Annotated in this window: 12 protein-coding genes and 1 pseudogene; 8 read left to right on the forward strand and 5 right to left on the reverse strand. The window is 70.7% G+C overall.

Annotation, left to right across the window (positions count from 1 at the left end):
* From E4P42_RS17085 to E4P42_RS17095, 3 genes and pseudogenes are all read left to right on the forward strand, one after another.
* Positions 1 to 133, forward strand: a pseudogene (locus tag E4P42_RS17085) (acetyl-CoA C-acyltransferase); the annotation flags it as partial.
* Between the two features lie 51 nt (positions 134 to 184).
* The gene (locus E4P42_RS17090) at positions 185 to 568 is read left to right on the forward strand and encodes a DUF3817 domain-containing protein (RefSeq protein WP_135127268.1); all 384 of its coding nucleotides are present in this window, start codon (positions 185 to 187) and stop codon (positions 566 to 568) included.
* A gap of 13 nt (positions 569 to 581) precedes the next feature.
* Positions 582 to 1,484, forward strand: coding sequence for a tetratricopeptide repeat protein (locus E4P42_RS17095; RefSeq protein ID WP_135127269.1), 903 nt, complete (start codon positions 582 to 584; stop codon positions 1,482 to 1,484).
* An 89-nt stretch (positions 1,485 to 1,573) separates the two neighbouring features.
* Here E4P42_RS17095 and glgB read toward each other — a convergent pair whose 3' ends face one another.
* The gene (gene glgB / locus E4P42_RS17100; protein ID WP_135127270.1) at positions 1,574 to 3,844 is read right to left on the reverse strand and encodes a 1,4-alpha-glucan branching protein GlgB; all 2,271 of its coding nucleotides are present in this window, start codon (positions 3,842 to 3,844) and stop codon (positions 1,574 to 1,576) included.
* 5 nt (positions 3,845 to 3,849) lie between these two features.
* On the reverse strand, positions 3,850 to 5,937 hold the full coding sequence (locus tag E4P42_RS17105; protein ID WP_135127271.1) for an alpha-1,4-glucan--maltose-1-phosphate maltosyltransferase: 2,088 nt from the start codon (positions 5,935 to 5,937) through the stop codon (positions 3,850 to 3,852).
* A 172-nt stretch (positions 5,938 to 6,109) separates the two neighbouring features.
* Here E4P42_RS17105 and glgP point away from each other — a divergent pair, with 172 nt between their 5' ends.
* From glgP to E4P42_RS17120, 3 genes are all read left to right on the forward strand, one after another.
* The gene (glgP, locus tag E4P42_RS17110; protein WP_135127272.1) at positions 6,110 to 8,719 is read left to right on the forward strand and encodes an alpha-glucan family phosphorylase; all 2,610 of its coding nucleotides are present in this window, start codon (positions 6,110 to 6,112) and stop codon (positions 8,717 to 8,719) included.
* Positions 8,716 to 9,564, forward strand: a complete 849-nt coding sequence (locus E4P42_RS17115) for a virginiamycin B lyase (RefSeq protein ID WP_135127273.1) — start codon at positions 8,716 to 8,718, stop codon at positions 9,562 to 9,564. Before glgP ends, E4P42_RS17115 begins: the two co-directional genes overlap by 4 nt.
* A gap of 148 nt (positions 9,565 to 9,712) precedes the next feature.
* Positions 9,713 to 10,405 (forward strand): MspA family porin, encoded by a 693-nt coding sequence (locus E4P42_RS17120; RefSeq protein ID WP_135127350.1) that lies wholly within the window; start codon positions 9,713 to 9,715, stop codon positions 10,403 to 10,405.
* Positions 10,406 to 10,411: 6 nt separating this feature from the next.
* Here E4P42_RS17120 and E4P42_RS17125 read toward each other — a convergent pair whose 3' ends face one another.
* From E4P42_RS17125 to E4P42_RS17135, 3 genes are all read right to left on the reverse strand, one after another.
* Positions 10,412 to 11,857 carry a neutral zinc metallopeptidase gene (locus E4P42_RS17125; RefSeq protein ID WP_135127274.1) on the reverse strand — a complete coding sequence of 482 codons (1,446 nt, stop codon included), beginning with the start codon at positions 11,855 to 11,857 and terminating at the stop codon, positions 10,412 to 10,414.
* 71 nt (positions 11,858 to 11,928) lie between these two features.
* A complete protein-coding gene (locus tag E4P42_RS17130) occupies positions 11,929 to 13,878 on the reverse strand; it encodes an ATP-dependent DNA helicase (RefSeq protein WP_135127275.1) in 1,950 nt (649 codons plus the stop codon).
* Between the two features lie 41 nt (positions 13,879 to 13,919).
* Positions 13,920 to 15,236 carry a nicotinate phosphoribosyltransferase gene (locus tag E4P42_RS17135; RefSeq protein WP_167759521.1) on the reverse strand — a complete coding sequence of 439 codons (1,317 nt, stop codon included), beginning with the start codon at positions 15,234 to 15,236 and terminating at the stop codon, positions 13,920 to 13,922.
* Positions 15,237 to 15,271: 35 nt separating this feature from the next.
* Between E4P42_RS17135 and clpS the strand changes: the two genes are divergently transcribed.
* Positions 15,272 to 15,586 carry an ATP-dependent Clp protease adapter ClpS gene (clpS, locus tag E4P42_RS17140; RefSeq protein WP_135127277.1) on the forward strand — a complete coding sequence of 105 codons (315 nt, stop codon included), beginning with the start codon at positions 15,272 to 15,274 and terminating at the stop codon, positions 15,584 to 15,586.
* Positions 15,587 to 15,601: 15 nt separating this feature from the next.
* Entirely contained in the window at positions 15,602 to 16,189 is a 588-nt protein-coding gene (locus tag E4P42_RS17145) for a DUF2017 domain-containing protein (protein ID WP_135127278.1), read from the forward strand.
* The last annotated feature ends 2 nt before the right edge of the window (positions 16,190 to 16,191 follow it).

Here is a 16,191-nt window from a genome sequence, read left to right on the forward strand (position 1 = left end):
TCCGATCGGGATGTCGGGTGCGCGGGTGGCGCTGCATGCGGCGTTGGAGCTCAGGCGCACCGGTGGCCGCTACGCCGTCGCGGCGCTGTGCGGCGCCGGCGGCCAGGGCGACGCCCTCATCCTGCGCCGCTGAGCACGGCGACGCTACGACGCTATGTAGTAGCTGGCCGCCGGATCGGGCACAATGGCGGCCATGACTGGCGCATTCGACCTCCGCACCGCCGCTGGGTGGCTTCGTCTCGTCGGCCTGCTCGAAGCAGTGAGTTGGGTCGGCCTCCTGATCGGCATGTACTTCAAGTACCTGGGCAGCCCGCGCACCGAGATCGGGGTGAAGGTGTTCGGCCCGATCCACGGCGGGATCTTCGTGGCGTTCGTGGTCGCGGCCATCGTCGCCGGGCTCGCCTTCAAATGGGGCCTCGGCACGTGGTTGCTGGCGTTGCTGGCCAGCATCGTCCCGCTCGGCACTGTGATCTTCCTCATATGGGTCGATCGCACCGGCCGGGCAGGCCAGACGCGGGCCGCCTCGGCGCTGACTCGGCCAGGCCGGACGGCACCGGAAACGACGTGACAGACTTGGGCGTGTGACACGTCCACGACCTTCCATCGGGCCCGCACTGGCCGGTGCGGTTGATCTGTCCGCACTCAAACAGCGGGCCACCTCGGAGCCGTCGGCACCGGGTGCCGGCGCCGGCGGACCCGGCGGCGTCGAGGTCACCGAGGCCAACCTCGAAGCCGAGGTGCTCGTCCGCTCCAGCCAGGTCCCCGTCGTCGTGCTGCTGTGGTCGCCGCGCAGCGAATCCAGCGTGGCGCTGGGCCAGACGCTGGCCGACCTGGCCGTGGCCGACCGCGGCAAGTGGTCGCTGGCGACGGTCGACGTCGACACCACACCGCGGGTGGCGCAGATGTTCGGCGTCCAGGCGGTGCCGACCGTCGTCGCGCTGGCCGCCGGTCAGCCGATCTCGAGCTTCCAGGGCCCGCAGCCACCCGACCAGCTGCGCCGCTGGGTGGATTCGCTGCTCAACGCCACGGCCGGGAAGCTGTCCGGCGCACCCGGGGGTGACGAGGCCGAAGAGGTCGACCCCGCGGTCGCGCAGGCGCGTGAGCACCTCGACGCCGGCAACTTCGACGCTGCGCTGAGCGCCTATCAGGCCATCCTCGACGCGCAGCCCAACCACGCCGAGGCCAAGGGGGCCGTACGCCAGATCGGGTTCTTGCAGCGTGCGACCGCACAGCGGCCCGACGCGGTCGCGGTGGCCGACGCCGCCCCCGACGACATCGACGCCGCCTTCGCCGCCGCCGACGTCGAAATCCTCCAGCAGCAGATCGAGCCTGCGTTCGACCGGCTGATCACGCTGGTCAAGCGGACCGCCGGCGATGACCGCACGAAGGTCCGGACGCGGCTGATCGAGCTGTTCGAGCTGTTCGACCCGGCCGACCCCGAGGTGATCGCGGGCCGGCGCAAGCTCGCCAACGCGCTGTACTGACGCGTCCCCCCGATGCCTCGACGGGTGTGCAGTTCCGTACGGCCGCCATGGCGAGTCGCGTACGAAACCGCACACCCGGTCGGCAGCGGCTAGGACATCGGCGGGTCGGTCGCGGGCTCCTGCTCGACAGGCGCGTCGGCGCTGTCGGTCGCGGGGACCGGTTCGAACCACAGCGCGGACAGCGGCGGCAGCGTCATGACCGCCGATGCCGGACGGCCATGCCACGGCTCGTGGGTGGCCTCCACGGCGCCGTAGTTGCCGATGCCTGCGCCGTTGTAATCGGTCGCGTCGGTGTTGAGCACCTCACGCCAGGTACCGGCGTGCGGGAGGCCCAGCCGGTAGCGGCCGTGCTCGGAGCCGGAGAAGTTGAACACGCACGCCATCACCGAACCGTCGTCGCCGTAGCGCAGGAAGCTCAGCACGTTGTTCGCCGAATCGTTCGCATCGATCCAGGAATAGCCCTCGGGCTTGGTGTCGTGCGACCACAGCGCCCGCCGGCTCTGATAGATGCGGTTCATGTCCGACACCATGCGCAGGATGCCGCCCGAGTAGCTGTTCTCGTCGAGCTGATACCAGTCGACGCCGCGCTCCTCGGACCACTCCGCGCGCTGGCCGAACTCCTGGCCCTGGAACAGCAGCTGCTTACCCGGATGTGCCCACTGGTAGGCCAGTAGCTGGCGCACCCCCGCCGCCTTGCGATGGTCGTCACCGGGCATGCGGCCCCACAGCGTGCCCTTCCCGTGCACGACCTCGTCGTGGCTGATCGGCAGCACGTAGTTCTCGCTGAAGGCGTAGAGCATCGAGAACGTCATCTCGTGGTGGTGGTAGCTGCGGTGGATGGGATCGCGGCTGATGAACGCGAGCGTGTCGTTCATCCAGCCCATGTTCCACTTCATCGAGAACCCCAGCCCGCCGAGATTCGTCGCGCGGGTGACGCCGGGCCACGACGTCGACTCCTCGGCCACCGTGACGATGCCCGGGGTGGCCTTGTGCACGGTCGCGTTCATCTCCTGCAGGAACTGCACCGCCTCGAGGTTCTCGCGGCCGCCGTAGATGTTCGGCGTCCACCCGCCCTCGGGACGGGAGTAGTCGAGGTAGAGCATCGAGGCCACCGCATCGACCCGCAGCCCGTCGACGTGGAACTCCTGCAGCCAGTACAGCGCGTTGGCCACCAGGAAGTTGCGCACCTCGGCCCGGCCGAAGTCGAACACGTAGGTACCCCAGTCGAGCTGCTCACCGCGGCGCGGATCGGCGTGCTCGTAGAGCGCGGTGCCGTCGAAGCGGCCCAGGGCCCACGCGTCCTTCGGGAAGTGCGCGGGCACCCAGTCCACGATCACGCCGATGCCGGCCTGGTGCAGCCGGTCGACCAGGTACCGGAAATCGTCGGGCGTACCCAGGCGCGACGTCGGCGCGTAGTACGACGTGACCTGGTACCCCCAGGAGCCGCCGAACGGATGCTCGGCCACCGGCAGCATCTCGACGTGGGTGAAGCCGTGCTCGAGCACGTACTCGGTGAGCTGGTCGGCCAGTTCGCGGTACGACAGGCCGGGCCGCCACGACATCAGGTGGACTTCGAGCGTGCTCATCGGCTCGAAGACGGGGTTCTGCGCGGCCCGCTTGGTCATCCAGGCGTCGTCGTTCCAGGTGTAGTCGCTCTGGGTCACCCGTGACGCGGTCTGCGGCGGCACCTCGGTGGCGAAGGCCATCGGGTCGGCGCGTTCGGTGACGACGCCGTCGGCGCCGTGGATGCGGAACTTGTAGAGACCGTCGACCGGGAAGTCCGGCCAGAACAGCTCCCACACCCCGGTCGAGCCGAGGACGCGCAGCTGCGCCTCGTTGCTCTCCCAGTGGTTGAAGTCGCCGATCAGCGTGACGCCCTTGGCGTTGGGCGCCCACACCGCGAACGACACGCCCTCGACCACACCGTCGGGGGTTTCGAAGCTGCGCGGGTGCGCGCCGAGCACCTCCCAGAGCCGTTCGTGGCGGCCCTCGGCGAACAGGTGCAGGTCCATCTCGCCCAGCGTGGGCAGGAACCGGTAGGCGTCGGCCGTGCGGTGCACGTGCGGCTGGTCGCCGCCGTGGTCGTAACTGACCTCGAGCCGGTAGTCGATCAGCCCGGTGAACGGCAGCGCCACCGCGAACAGGCCGGCCTCCACGTGGGTGAAGACGTGGCGCTCGCCGCCGACCACCGCGGCCACCTCGACCGCGTGCGGACGGTAGGCGCGGATCACGGTGTGGTCGTCGTACTCGTGCGCGCCCAACACCGAGTGCGGATCGTGGTGTTCGCCGGCCAGCAGCCGGTTCAGGTCCGAGGTGTGCGGCCGCAGGTGCGCGCTCGCTTCTTGGTTGATCTGCGTCATCGTGTTCACTCCCTACGCAGTAGGTTGAGTCGTCGGTCGGCGGGGACCTGCGGCATGTTCAGCACGTGGGCCACCGCGCGGGCGGGATCCAGGCGCACATAGTTCGACTGACCCCATTGGTATTCGTCCCCGGTGATCTCGTCGCGCACCCAGAACCGGTCATAGGCCTCCATACCCAGTGCGCCCATGTCCAGCCACAGCGTGGTCTCCTCCGCGGCGAACGGGTTGAGGGTCACCACCACGAGCACCTGATCGCCCGACACCGGATCGAACTTGCTGTACGCCAGGATGGCGTCGTTGTCCGGGTAGTGGAACGTGATGGTGCGCAGCTGGTGCAGTGCGGGGTGTACGCGGCGAATCTCGTTGAGCCGGGTGATGAACGGTTCGAGAGACTCCCCGTCGGCCAGCGCGGCCTCGAAGTCGCGTGGGCGCAGCTCGTACTTCTCGGAGTTGAGGTACTCCTCGCTGCCTTCGCGCACCGGCCGGTGCTCGAACAGTTCGTACCCCGAGTACACGCCCCACACCGAGCTCATCGTGGACGCCAGCACGGCGCGGATCGCGAACATGCCGGGACCGCCGTGCTGCAGACTCTCGTGCAGGATGTCGGGCGTGTTGACGAACAGGTTGGGCCGGGCCTCGTCGGCGTGCTCGGCGATCTGCTCCCCGAACTCGGTGAGTTCGGCGCGCGACGTGCGCCACGTGAAGTACGTGTAGGACTGCGTGTAGCCGAGTTTGGCCAGCCCGTACAGGCGCGCCGGCCGGGTGAACGCCTCGGCCAGAAACAGCACGTCCGGGTCTTCGTTCTTGATCTCCCCGATCAGCCAGGCCCAGAAGTTGGGCGGTTTGGTGTGCGGGTTGTCGACGCGGAACACCTTGACGCCGTGGGAGATCCAGAATCGAACGACCCGCAGCACCTCGTTGTACAGGCCGACCGGGTCGTTGTCGAAGTTCAGCGGATAGATGTCCTGGTACTTCTTCGGTGGATTCTCCGCGTAGGCGATCGTGCCGTCGGGCAGCACGGTGAACCACTCGGGATGGTCCCGCGCCCACGGATGGTCCGGTGCGCACTGCAGCGCCAGGTCCAGTGCCACCTCGAGGCCCTCGTCGCGGGCGGCCGCGACGAACTCGTCGAAGTCGGCGATGGTCCCGAGGTCCGGATGCACCGCGTCGTGGCCGCCTTCGTCGCTGCCGATCGCCCACGGTGATCCGACGTCGTCCGGGGCGGCGGTGACGCTGTTGTTGCGGCCCTTGCGGTGCACCTTGCCGATCGGGTGGATCGGCGGCAGGTACACCACGTCGAAGCCCATCCGGGCGATGCGGGGGAGTGCCTTGATCGACGTGGCGAACGTGCCGTGCACGGGATTGCCGTGGGTGTCCCAGCCGCCGGTCGACCGCGGGAAGAACTCGTACCAGGAGCCGAAGCGGGCCAGCGGACGGTCCACCCAGACGCCGTGTTGCTCACCGCGCGTGAGCAATTCGCGCAACGGATACTGCGCGAGCAGCGACGTCACCTCGTCGGACAGGGCCGCGCCTGCGCGGCCGAAGGGGTCGCCCGGTTCCCGCAACCGCTCGGCGGCCTGGATCAGCGGGTAGCGGTCCTGGCGCGGGACGCCGGTGGCGGCGCGCTCGAGCAGGCGGGCGCCGACCAGCAGGTCGTTGTTCAATTCGGACTCGCTCTGCCCGGCGTCGAGTTTGGCGGTGACGGCCTTGCGCCACGTCGCGATCGGATCGCCCCAGCCGTCCACCCGGTAGGTCCACAGCCCGACCGCGTCGGGCACGAACTGACCGTGGAACACGTCCGGCGTGCGGCCCTGGGCCATCGGGAGCGCCTGCGGTTTCACCCGCGGAGACGGTGTCACGAGATCCTGGATCGGCACGGGATCGGTGCCGCTGCCGCGCGGCACCGGCGTCTCGCCCAACTCGGGGTACGCCGTGCCGTGATAGCGGACCACCAACGTCGCCGCGACGGCGTCGTGACCCTCCCGCCAGACCGTGGCGCTCACCGGCACCACTTCCCCCACCACCGCTTTGGCGGGGTATCTCCCGCCGGATACGACGGGCTGGACGTCATCGATTCCGATACGGCCGGCCACCACCACTCCTTCGCTCAGCGCAGCCACGAGCGTCGTCGGCGTGACCACTGTCGGTTGGATCTGGGACCTTCTCCGTGCCCTGTACCCACCGTAGTGCGCCGCCCAACCCGAAGCGGGCCACGAGATCAGAGGAACGCTGCGGCGCGCCGATAAGTCAGTAAGGTAAGGCCACGTGAAAGCCCTGCGCCGGTTCACCGTCCGTGCCCACCTTCCCGAGAGGCTGGCCGCACTGGAGCGGTTGTCGATCAACCTCCGCTGGTCGTGGGACAAACCCACCCAGGACCTGTTCGCCGATATCGATCCCGGCCTGTGGCAGCAACTCGGCTGCGACCCGGTGGCGCTGCTCGGCGGTGTCAATCCCCGCCGGCTGGACGAACTCGCCACCGACGAGGAGTTCCTGCGGCGCCTCGACCAGCTGGCCGCCGATCTGGACGACTACCTGAGCCGGCCGCTGTGGTACCAGCAGCAGCTCGAGCAGGGACAGGCGCTGCCCAACGGCATCGCGTACTTCTCGATGGAGTTCGGTGTCGCCGAGGTCCTGCCCAACTACTCCGGCGGCCTCGGCATCCTCGCCGGTGACCATCTCAAGTCGGCGTCCGATCTCGGGCTCCCCCTCATCGCGGTCGGCCTCTACTACCGCTCCGGCTACTTCCGGCAGTCGCTGACCGCGGACGGCTGGCAGCACGAGAACTACCCGTCGCTGGACCCGCAGGGGCTGCCGCTGCGGCTGCTCACCCGCGCCGACGGTGAATGCGTGCTCGTCGAGCTGGCGATGCCCGACGAAGCCACCCTGCGCGCGCGCGTGTGGGTGGCGCAGGTGGGCCGGATCCCGCTGCTGCTGCTCGACTCCGACATCCCGGAGAACGAGCACGACCTGCGCGGCGTCACCGACCGGCTCTACGGCGGCGACCAGGAGCACCGGATCAAGCAGGAGATCCTGGCCGGCATCGGCGGCGTGCGCGCGATCCGCGCGTTCACCGAGATCGAGGGGCTCCCGTCGCCCGAGGTCTTCCACATGAACGAGGGCCACGCCGGGTTCCTCGGGGCCGAGCGCATCCGCGAACTCGTCGACGCCGGGCTGGACTTCGACACCGCGCTGACCGTGGTGCGTTCCTCGACGGTGTTCACCACCCACACGCCGGTGCCCGCCGGCATCGACCGCTTCCCGGTCGAGATGGTCAAGCGGTACTTCGGCAACCCGCCGGGCAGTCCGTCCGGGGCCAGCTCGCGGCTGCTCCCGGGCGTCCCGTTGGACCGGATCATCGGCTTCGGCGCCGAGGACGACCCGACCAAGTTCAACATGGCGCACATGGGCCTGCGGCTGGCGCAGCGGGCCAACGGGGTGTCGCTGCTGCACGGCCGGGTCAGCCGGGAGATGTTCAACGAGCTGTGGCCGGGCTTCGACGCGAACGAGGTGCCGATCGGCTCGATCACCAACGGTGTGCACGCACCGAGCTGGGCGGCGCCGCAGTGGCTCGAACTCGGCCGCGAACTGCTCGGCACCGCCGACCTGAGCTCGCTGAGCGAACCCGAAACCTGGGAGCGCCTGCACCAGGTCGACCCCGGCCACCTGTGGTGGATCCGATCGGAACTGCGCCGCGCGCTCGTCGAGGACGTCCGCGCGCGACTGCGCCGCAGCTGGGCCGAACGTGGTGCCGCAGACGCCGAACTCGGGTGGATCGCAACGGCTTTCGATCCGAACGTGCTGACCATCGGGTTCGCCCGCCGGGTGCCCACCTACAAGCGGCTCACGCTGATGCTGCGCGATCCGGAGCGGCTGCGCAAGCTGCTTCTCGACGAACAACGTCCGGTGCAGCTGATCGTGGCGGGAAAGTCTCACCCCGCCGACGAAGGCGGCAAGGCGCTGATCCAGCAGGTGGTGCGGTTCGCCGACCGTCACGACGTCCGCCACCGCATCGCGTTCCTGCCCGATTACGACATGTCGATGGCGCGCCAGCTCTACTACGGCTGCGACGTCTGGCTGAACAATCCGCTGCGGCCGCTGGAGGCGTGTGGCACGTCGGGGATGAAGAGTGCGCTCAACGGCGGGCTCAACCTGTCGATCCGCGACGGCTGGTGGGACGAGTGGTACGACGGGGAGAACGGCTGGGAGATCCCGACCGCCAACGGCCTGACCGACGAGGCGCGCCGCGACGACCTCGAGGCCGCTGCGCTCTACGACCTGATCGAACGGTCGGTGGCGCCGAAGTTCTACGAGCGCGACGAGCACGGTGTGCCGATCCGCTGGGTGGAGATGGTGCGCCACACCCTCAAGGCGCTCGGTCCCAAGGTGCTCGCCTCGCGGATGGTGCGCGACTACACCGAGAAGTACTACGCGCCCGCCGCGCAGTCGCTGCGCCGTACCGTGGAGGCCGTGGACGGTGAGGCGTTCGCGCCGGCCGCCGCCCTGGCCGACTATCGGCGCCGGGCCCAGGAGGCGTGGCCGAAGATCCAGATCAGCGATGTGGACAGCTACGGCCTGCCCGACACCCCGCTGCTCGGCTCCGAGCTGACGCTGACCGCCACCGTGCACCTGGCCGGGCTGCGGCCCGACGAGGTGTCGGTGCAGGCGGTGCTCGGACGCGTCGACGCCGGCGACACGCTGCTGGAGCCGACCACGGTGGCGATGACGCACACCGGCAGCGCGGACGGCGGCAGCGAGGTGTTCTCCACCACCGCGCCGCTGCCGGTGGCCGGGCCGGTCGGCTACACCGTGCGGGTGCTGCCGCACCATCCGCTGCTGGCCGCGGACAACGAGCTGGGCCTGGTCACGCTGGCGTGAGCGCGGCCCGCAAGGTCGCGATCGACGGCGGCCCGTACGCGCTGACCGCCGGGCCGGACGGGGCGATATGGGTGACGCTGATCCACGACGGCGCCATCGCCAGGGTCGCCGCAGACGGATCCGTCGACCGCTTCGCCGTCGGCGCCGGATCGCGGCCGGCCCAGATCACCGCCGGTCCGGACGGCGCGCTGTGGTTCACCCGAACCGGGGACGACCGGATCGGGCGCATCACCACCACGGGTGAGTTGCGCGACCACGCGCTGGCCGAGGGCAGCGGCCCCTTCGGGATCTGCGTCGGACCGGACGGCGCGCTGTGGTTCACCGAGATGACCGCCGGGGGCGTCGGGCGCATCACGGTCGACGGTGAGCTCAGCGGCTGGCCGTCGGTCGGCGGCACGCCCTCGATGATCACCCGCGGTCCGGACGACGCGCTGTGGTTCACGCTCAATCAGGGCAACGCGATCGGCCGCCTGCAACCGGGCGACGGGCTGACCGTGCGGGAACTGCCCACGCCCGGGGCCGGTCCGGTCGGCATCTGCGCCACCCACGACGATGCGGTGTGGTTCACCGAGATCACCGCGGAGCGGCTCGGACGCATCCCGCTCGACGACGCGGTCCAGGAGATGGACCTGCCCGGGAAACCGCACGCCGTGGTGGCCGATCCGCGCGGCGGGGTGTGGGTGAGCCTGTGGGGCGCCGACCAGCTCGCGCGCGTCACCGCCGACGGCGACGTGGTCACCATCGACCTGCCGCGGGGCAGCGAACCGCACGGGCTGGCCGTCGACCGCGACGGTGCGGTGTGGGTGGCGCTGGAGTCCGGGTTCGTGTTGCGTATGCCGGATTGACGGCCGAGGAGATTCCGCGAACACGCACCGCCGCGCCGCCCGGCCGGTAGGTTCCTCCGTTAGGTGATCTAGCTTCTTCGGTGGGGGGTGGGCGGTGGCGTCTCGGGCGCGGTTGCGTCGCGGTATCTCGGTGGTGGCGGCCTGCGCGATGGTGGGCGCCGCCCTACCGGTCACGGCGTCGGCGCAGCCCGACGTGGAGCCGGTCGTCGCCGACGCGCCCGCACCCGGGGCGGTGCCGCCCCCACCACCGCTTCCGGACGGCGCCGTGGTGTCCACCCCGCCGGTCACCACCGACACCCCGGACGGGTGGACCCTCACGCTGTCCGCCCGGGACGAGACGCAGGCGGTGAGCAATCCGCTGACCACGGCGCTGTCCTCACGCGAGTACGTGGTCGGCGGCACCTTCGCCGGTGAGCTGACCGGGCCGGAGGGCCAGGAGCCGCCGCGGGGAGTCCTCGAGGTCGGCTACGAAATCGGCTGCGGGATCGACATGAGCACGTCCAACGGCGTCTCCCTGACCGGCACCGCGGGGTTCAACCCGAACATCGGCATCATCGGCACCGATGTCATCTCGCCGCTGCCCGACGGGATCGGCCCGGTGATCGGCGGCAACATCGGCGGGGGCATCACGATCGGCCTCAAGCCGGGCTTCGTCAACGTGGTCCAGGTGACCGAGAAGGAGTTCACCGGGGCGGCGCCGTGGGTCAAGGTGACCAATTTCCGGGTGAACATCGACGGCTGCGTCGGGCAGTCGTTCATCCGCTCCTACGCGCTGCTCACCCACACCACCGACATGTCCGAGGCGGTGCTGGCCTGGTACGGCACCACGAAGGTGGTGTGAGCCGCTTCAGGGAAAGCGGGTCAGGCAGCGCTGTTCGTCGCCGAGCACCCCGATCCGGAACGCGTCGATGCGGGAGAACCCCGAGGGCACCGAGTCGCCGTTGACGTCGCTGGCGGCCAGGCCGTTGGTGAGGATGCCCGACACCGCCTCGTCGAGGTCGCCCGCGGTCAGCGCGATGGTGTTCCCGTCGGGGGTGGTGACGTCGCGGGACAGTTCGGTGGTGGCCACCCCGGTCAGACACGCGGTGCGAAGCGCCGCCTCGGCACTGTCGAGGTCGAGCCCGCGTTCACGCTGCACGGCCTGCAGATACCGCGACATCAGCACCGAGTAGGCGGTGTTGTCGCCGGTCGCGAGCCCGTCGCCCTCCGGCCCCTCTTGCTGGGCGCCCATCGCCTCGAGTTCGGGAAGGTCGACGATGACCGTGTTGGCGGCCGGGCAGTACGACACCGGCGGGCTGGGCCGCGCGTCGCGGCACCGCTCGGCGTCGCCCGCGGTGAACGACAGCCGTGGCGGACGCTCCGGGGCGAACACGATGTTCATGGCGTCGACGATCGACCGCACCGAATCCTCGGTGACCGGCAGCTCACCGGACTGGTCCTCCGGGAGCAGCACCGGTAGATCGCCGCGCCGCTGGTCGATCTCGCGCAGATCGATCGCCGCGCACGACGCCGGCCCGTCGGTGAAGCCGAACTGGAACGCCGAGACCCGCTCGAACGCCGAACCGTGTTCGTCGAGGCCGGCCAGTTCGTCACCCTCGGCGAACAGTGGGTCGCGGAAGGCGATGACCGCGGCGAGGATGCCGTTGAGGCCGTCGCCGGTGTTCAGCGTGAACCGCGGCGACGAACCCTCGGCCACCCACCGCATGTAGGCGCCCGAGAAGCAGTCGGCCTGCTGTTCGGAGACCAGCACCGGGGTGTCCGGCCGGTTCAGGCCGGCCTGATGCTGGATCGCGTGACCGTATTCGTGTGCGAGCACCATCGCCACACCGAGGTCGCCGTTGGCGGCGCGCAGCGCGGGCAGCAGTTCGCCGCGGTCCCAACCGATCGTGTTGTCGTCGAGGCAGAATCCCGCGTTGACCAACGTGTAGGTGTCGGTGCCGCAGAACCTGCCGTCGTAACCGCCGGAATCCCACGAGATCACGTCGTCGACCGGGGTGAACTCCGCACCGTCGAAGGTCTGCGGATACGCCTCGCGCCAGAAGTCCTCGATGTCGCTGATCGCGGAGGCGGCGAGCGAGTCGATCTGGCCGCCGTCGGAGGAGGAGACGTCGCGCGACGGTTCTCGTGCATCCGGGCGCAGACCGGTCGGCCCGTCGGTGGCGGCCATCCCCGCGACCTTGAAGGGGTCGTCGAACACCGACACCGGACGGCCCGTGACGACCGTCGCGCAGCCCGCGGTCGCCGTCAGTGCGACCGCGGCGATCGCGGCGCCCACCGTGTGGCGTCGGCTCATGCCCAGCCGCCTCCCTCGGATCCGCCGGCGGCCGGGGCGGCACGCGCGGGACGTCGTCGACAATAGTGAGGTCAGGCGCCGCCGCGGAGGCGTTCGAGCGCGGCGCGCACCCGGTCCCGGTCGGTGGTCGCCCAGAACGGCGGTAGCGAGGCCCGCAGATAGCCCCCGTAGCGGGCCGTGGCCATCCGCGAGTCGAGGACGGCCACGACGCCGCGGTCGTCGACGCGGCGCAGCAGTCGGCCTGCGCCCTGGGCGAGCAGCAGCGCGGCGTGCGAGGCGGCGACCGCCATGAACCCGTTGCCGCCGTGCGCGGTGACGGCGCGCTGGCGAGCGGTCAGCAGCGGGTCGTCGGGGCGCGGGAACGGGATCCGGTCGATCAGCACCAGCGACAGCGACGGGCCCGGCACGTCGACGCCCTGCCACAGCGACAGCGTGCCGAACAGCGACGTCTCGGGATCGTCGGCGAAGCGCGCCACCAGTGCGGCCGTGGTGTCCTCACCCTGACACAGCACCGGCGTGTCGAGCCGGCCGCGCATCACCTCGGCGGTGGCCTTCGCCGCTCGCATGGACGAGAACAGCCCGAGCGTGCGTCCGCCGGCCGCGGTGATCAGCGCCTCGATCTCATCGAGCTGCTCTGCCGAACCGGTGCCGTCGCGGCCCGGCGGCGGAAGATGCGCGGCGACGTAGAGGATCCCCGACTTCGCATGCTCGAACGGCGATCCCACGTCGAGGCCGCGCCATGTCGTCTCGGCCAGCCCCCACGCCCGGGCCATCGAGTCGAACGTCCCGCCCACGGTCAGCGTCGCCGACGTGAGCACCGTGGTGGTGTGGTCGAACAGCCGGGTGCGCAACAGCCCGGCCACCGACAGCGGCGCCACCCGCAGCACGGCCCGGGCCGATCCGGGTTGGCCCTCCTGGTCGAGCCACACCACGTCGGTGCGGTCAGGGATGGCCGGGACGAACGAGTCGACGATGCGCGAGGCGGTGTCGCTGACGTCGGTGAGCGCGGTGACCGCCTCGGTCCGCGCCGCGGCGGCCTTCGAATCGGTCGGCGCGGTGTCGATGGCCGAGCGCACCCGGTCTGCGGCGTCGCGCAGTGCGGTCAGGTAGGTGGCCAGTTCGTCGTCGAGGCGGTCGATGCGGCCGGGTGCGGCATCGTGGATGGCCGAGGCCAGCGTCGCGGTCGCGGCCTCGAACCGGTCGGCGAGTTCGGCGTCGACCAGCCGGGCGGCGCGCCGGTGCGCCACCCCCAGTGCGGTGGCCGTCAGCTCACCGGTCGCCACCGAGGTGACCCGGTCGGCCAGTTCGTGCGCCTCGTCGACCACCACGAGATGATGTTCGGGCAGTACCGCCGCATCGGAGATCGCGTCGATCGCCAGCAGGGCGTGATTGGTCACCACCACGTCCACATGGCCGGCCTTCTCCCTGGCCTTCTCGGCGAAGCAGTCGGTGCCGTACGGGCAGCGGCTGACCCCGATGCACTCGCGCGCCGACACACTGACCTGCCGCCAGCTGCGTTCCGGCACACCGGGTTTGAGCTCGTCGCGGTCCCCGGTCTCGGTGTCGGACGCCCACGCGGTCAGCCGGGCCACGTCACGGCCCAGCGCGGTGGCCGCGACCGCGTCGAACAGCTCCTCCTGCGGACGGTCGTCAGGCCCGTCCGGCGCGCCTGCGCCGCCGTGGACCTTGTTCAGGCACAGGTAGTTACCGCGGCCCTTCAGCAGCGCGAACTCGGGGCGGCGGGGCAGTACGCCGGTCAGCGCATCGGCGAGCCGGGGCAGGTCGCGGTCGACGAGCTGGCGCTGCAGCGCGATCGTGGCGGTGGACACCACCACCGGCTCCTCGGCCGCCACCGCATGGGCGATCGCCGGCACCAGATAGGCCAGCGACTTGCCGGTGCCGGTGCCGGCCTGCACCGCGAGGTGCTCGCCGGAGTCGAATGCGCGCGCCACGGCCCGGGCCATCTCGACCTGACCCGATCGTTCGGCGCCTCCGACGGCCGCGACGGCGGCGGCGAGCAGTTCGGTGACGCGCGCGGCGGAGTCCTCGCCCGTGACTGCTCCTAGGTCCGGCGCCGGGTCGGCGCGATCATGCGGGTGCGGATCGCCGGCTCACCGCGGGACAGCTTGAGCCCGTCCCACGGCAGGCTGCGCAGCCCGGCCGCGACGCGGTCGCGGGCCGCGGCCAGGCTCAGGTCGCCGACCGGCTCCCCGGCGCGAACCAGCTCCACGGTCAACGGCCGGGATCGGTAGCCCGCCGTCTCGGTGGGGGGCTCGCCGGCCGGGTGCACCACCTCTTCGACCACAGTGCCCGACGGTTTGGCCAGCCGGTACGCCGCCTTGCGCCCGCCGTGGGACTCCTTGTGGCTGCTGCGCTTCTCGACCGGCAGCCCGTCGACCTCCACCAGCTTGTAGACCATGCCCGCGGTGGGCGCACCGGATCCGGTGACCACCGAGGTGCCGACGCCGTAGCTGTCGACGGGTTCGGCGCGCAGCGCGGCGATCGCGAACTCGTCGAGGTCGCCGGAGACCACGATGCGGGTGCCGGTCGCGCCGAGGCCGTCGAGCTGGGCGCGCACCTGCCGGGCGAGCACGCCCAGTTCGCCGGAGTCGATCCGCACCGCACCCAGCGCCGGCCCGGCCACCGACACCGCGGTGGCCACGCCGGCGGTGATGTCGTAGGTGTCGACCAGCAGCGTGGTGTCGACGCCGAGCGCCTCGACCTGGGCGCGGAAGGCGGCCGCCTCGTCGGGGCCGTCCGCGGTGGTGTGCAGCAGCGTGAACGCATGCGCGCTGGTGCCCAGCGCGGGCACCCCGTAGCGGCGCTGGGCCTCGAGGTTGGAGGTGCCGGCGAAGCCGGCCAGGTAGGCGGCGCGGGCGGCGGCCACCGCAGCCTGCTCGTGGGTGCGCCGGGACCCCATCTCGATGAGAGGTCGGCCCTGCGCCGCGTCGGCCATCCGGGCGGCGGCCGAGGCGATTGCGCTGTCATGGTTGAAGATCGACAACGCGAGCGTCTCGAGCACCACACATTCGGCGAACGTGCCGTGCACCGACAGGATCGGTGAGCCCGGGAAGTACAGCTCGCCTTCGGCGTATCCGTCGATGTCCCCGCCGAATCGGTATCCGGCGAGGTAGGCCGCGGTCTGGTCGTCGAGGAAGTCGGCCAGCGCGGCCAGCGTCGGCTCATCGAACGCGAACTCCCGCAAGGCCTCGATGAACCGCGCGGTGCCGGCCACCACGCCGTACCGCCGGCCCTCGGGCAGCCGGCGCGCGAAGATCTCGAACGAGGTGCGCCGGTGCGCAGTGCCGTCGCGCAGGGCGGCGGCCAGCATCGTCAGCTCGTACTTGTCGGTCAGCAACGCGGCCGTCACAGCTGCCACCGTAACGGGTGGGGGCCTATCGGTATCCTGACGACATGGCCACGCCGGCGAAAGCCCGTCCGGGAACCCGCGAGGAACGTGATGTGGCGACCCTGCCGCAGCAGGACGAGGCCACCGAGACGCCCTGGGTGACGATCGTCTGGGATGATCCGGTGAACTTGATGACCTACGTGACCTATGTGTTCCAGAAACTGTTCGGCTACAGCGAACCGCACGCCACCAAGTTGATGCTGCAGGTGCACAACGAGGGCAGGGCGGTGGTCTCGGCGGGCAGCCGCGAATCCATGGAGGTCGACGTCGCCAAGCTGCACGCGGCCGGGCTGTGGGCCACCATGCAGCAGGATCGCTGACCCGGGGCCTGGGGAGTGCGAAAGTGGAAGCGGGTCGAGACCGCCGACGGCGCCAGGTTCCGGTCCGCACTGGCAGAACATGAGGCGGCGCTGCTGCGCAGCCTGGTGAGTTCTATCGCGGGCATGCTCGACGATCGCGAATCGTCTGCTCCGGCAGACGAACTCGAGGAGATCACCGGGATGCGCACCGGGCACTCGAGCCCGCCGCCCGACGCGACGATGAAGCGGCTGCTGCCGGACTTCTACCGGTCGGCCACCGACCATCCCGCCGGGTCCGGTACCGCCGACAGCCTCAACAGCGCGCTGCGCAGTCTGCACGAACCCGAGATACTGGCGGCCAAACGTGCTGCCGCGCAACGGGTCCTGGACACCGTGCCCAACGGTGGCGGGCGCATCGAGCTGACCGAGGAGGACGCCCACGCCTGGGCCGCCGCGGTCAACGACGTGCGGCTGGCGCTGGGCACCATGCTCGACATCGGCGCCGACGGTCCCGACCGGCTGCCGCCCGAGCATCCGATGGCCGGCCACCTCGACGTGTACCAGTGGCTGACCGTGTTGCAGGAGTACCTGGTGCTGTCGCTGATCGGGAAGCCGGCGCGGTGACC

This window comes from Mycobacterium sp. PS03-16 (assembly GCF_004570325.1).
In the GTDB taxonomy this organism is placed as follows: Bacteria; Actinomycetota; Actinomycetes; order Mycobacteriales; family Mycobacteriaceae; genus Mycobacterium.

Excerpts from the sequence above, each read along its gene's own strand:
- E4P42_RS17090 (WP_135127268.1), top strand. The coding sequence starts at position 185 with ATGGCGGCCATGACTGGCGCATTCGACCTCCGCACCGCCGCTGGGTGG.
- glgB (WP_135127270.1), bottom strand. The coding sequence starts at position 3,844 with ATGACGCAGATCAACCAAGAAGCGAGCGCGCACCTGCGGCCGCACACC.
- E4P42_RS17120 (WP_135127350.1), top strand. The coding sequence starts at position 9,713 with ATGGTGGGCGCCGCCCTACCGGTCACGGCGTCGGCGCAGCCCGACGTG.
- E4P42_RS17125 (WP_135127274.1), bottom strand. The coding sequence starts at position 11,857 with ATGAGCCGACGCCACACGGTGGGCGCCGCGATCGCCGCGGTCGCACTG.
- clpS (WP_135127277.1), top strand. The coding sequence starts at position 15,272 with ATGGCCACGCCGGCGAAAGCCCGTCCGGGAACCCGCGAGGAACGTGAT.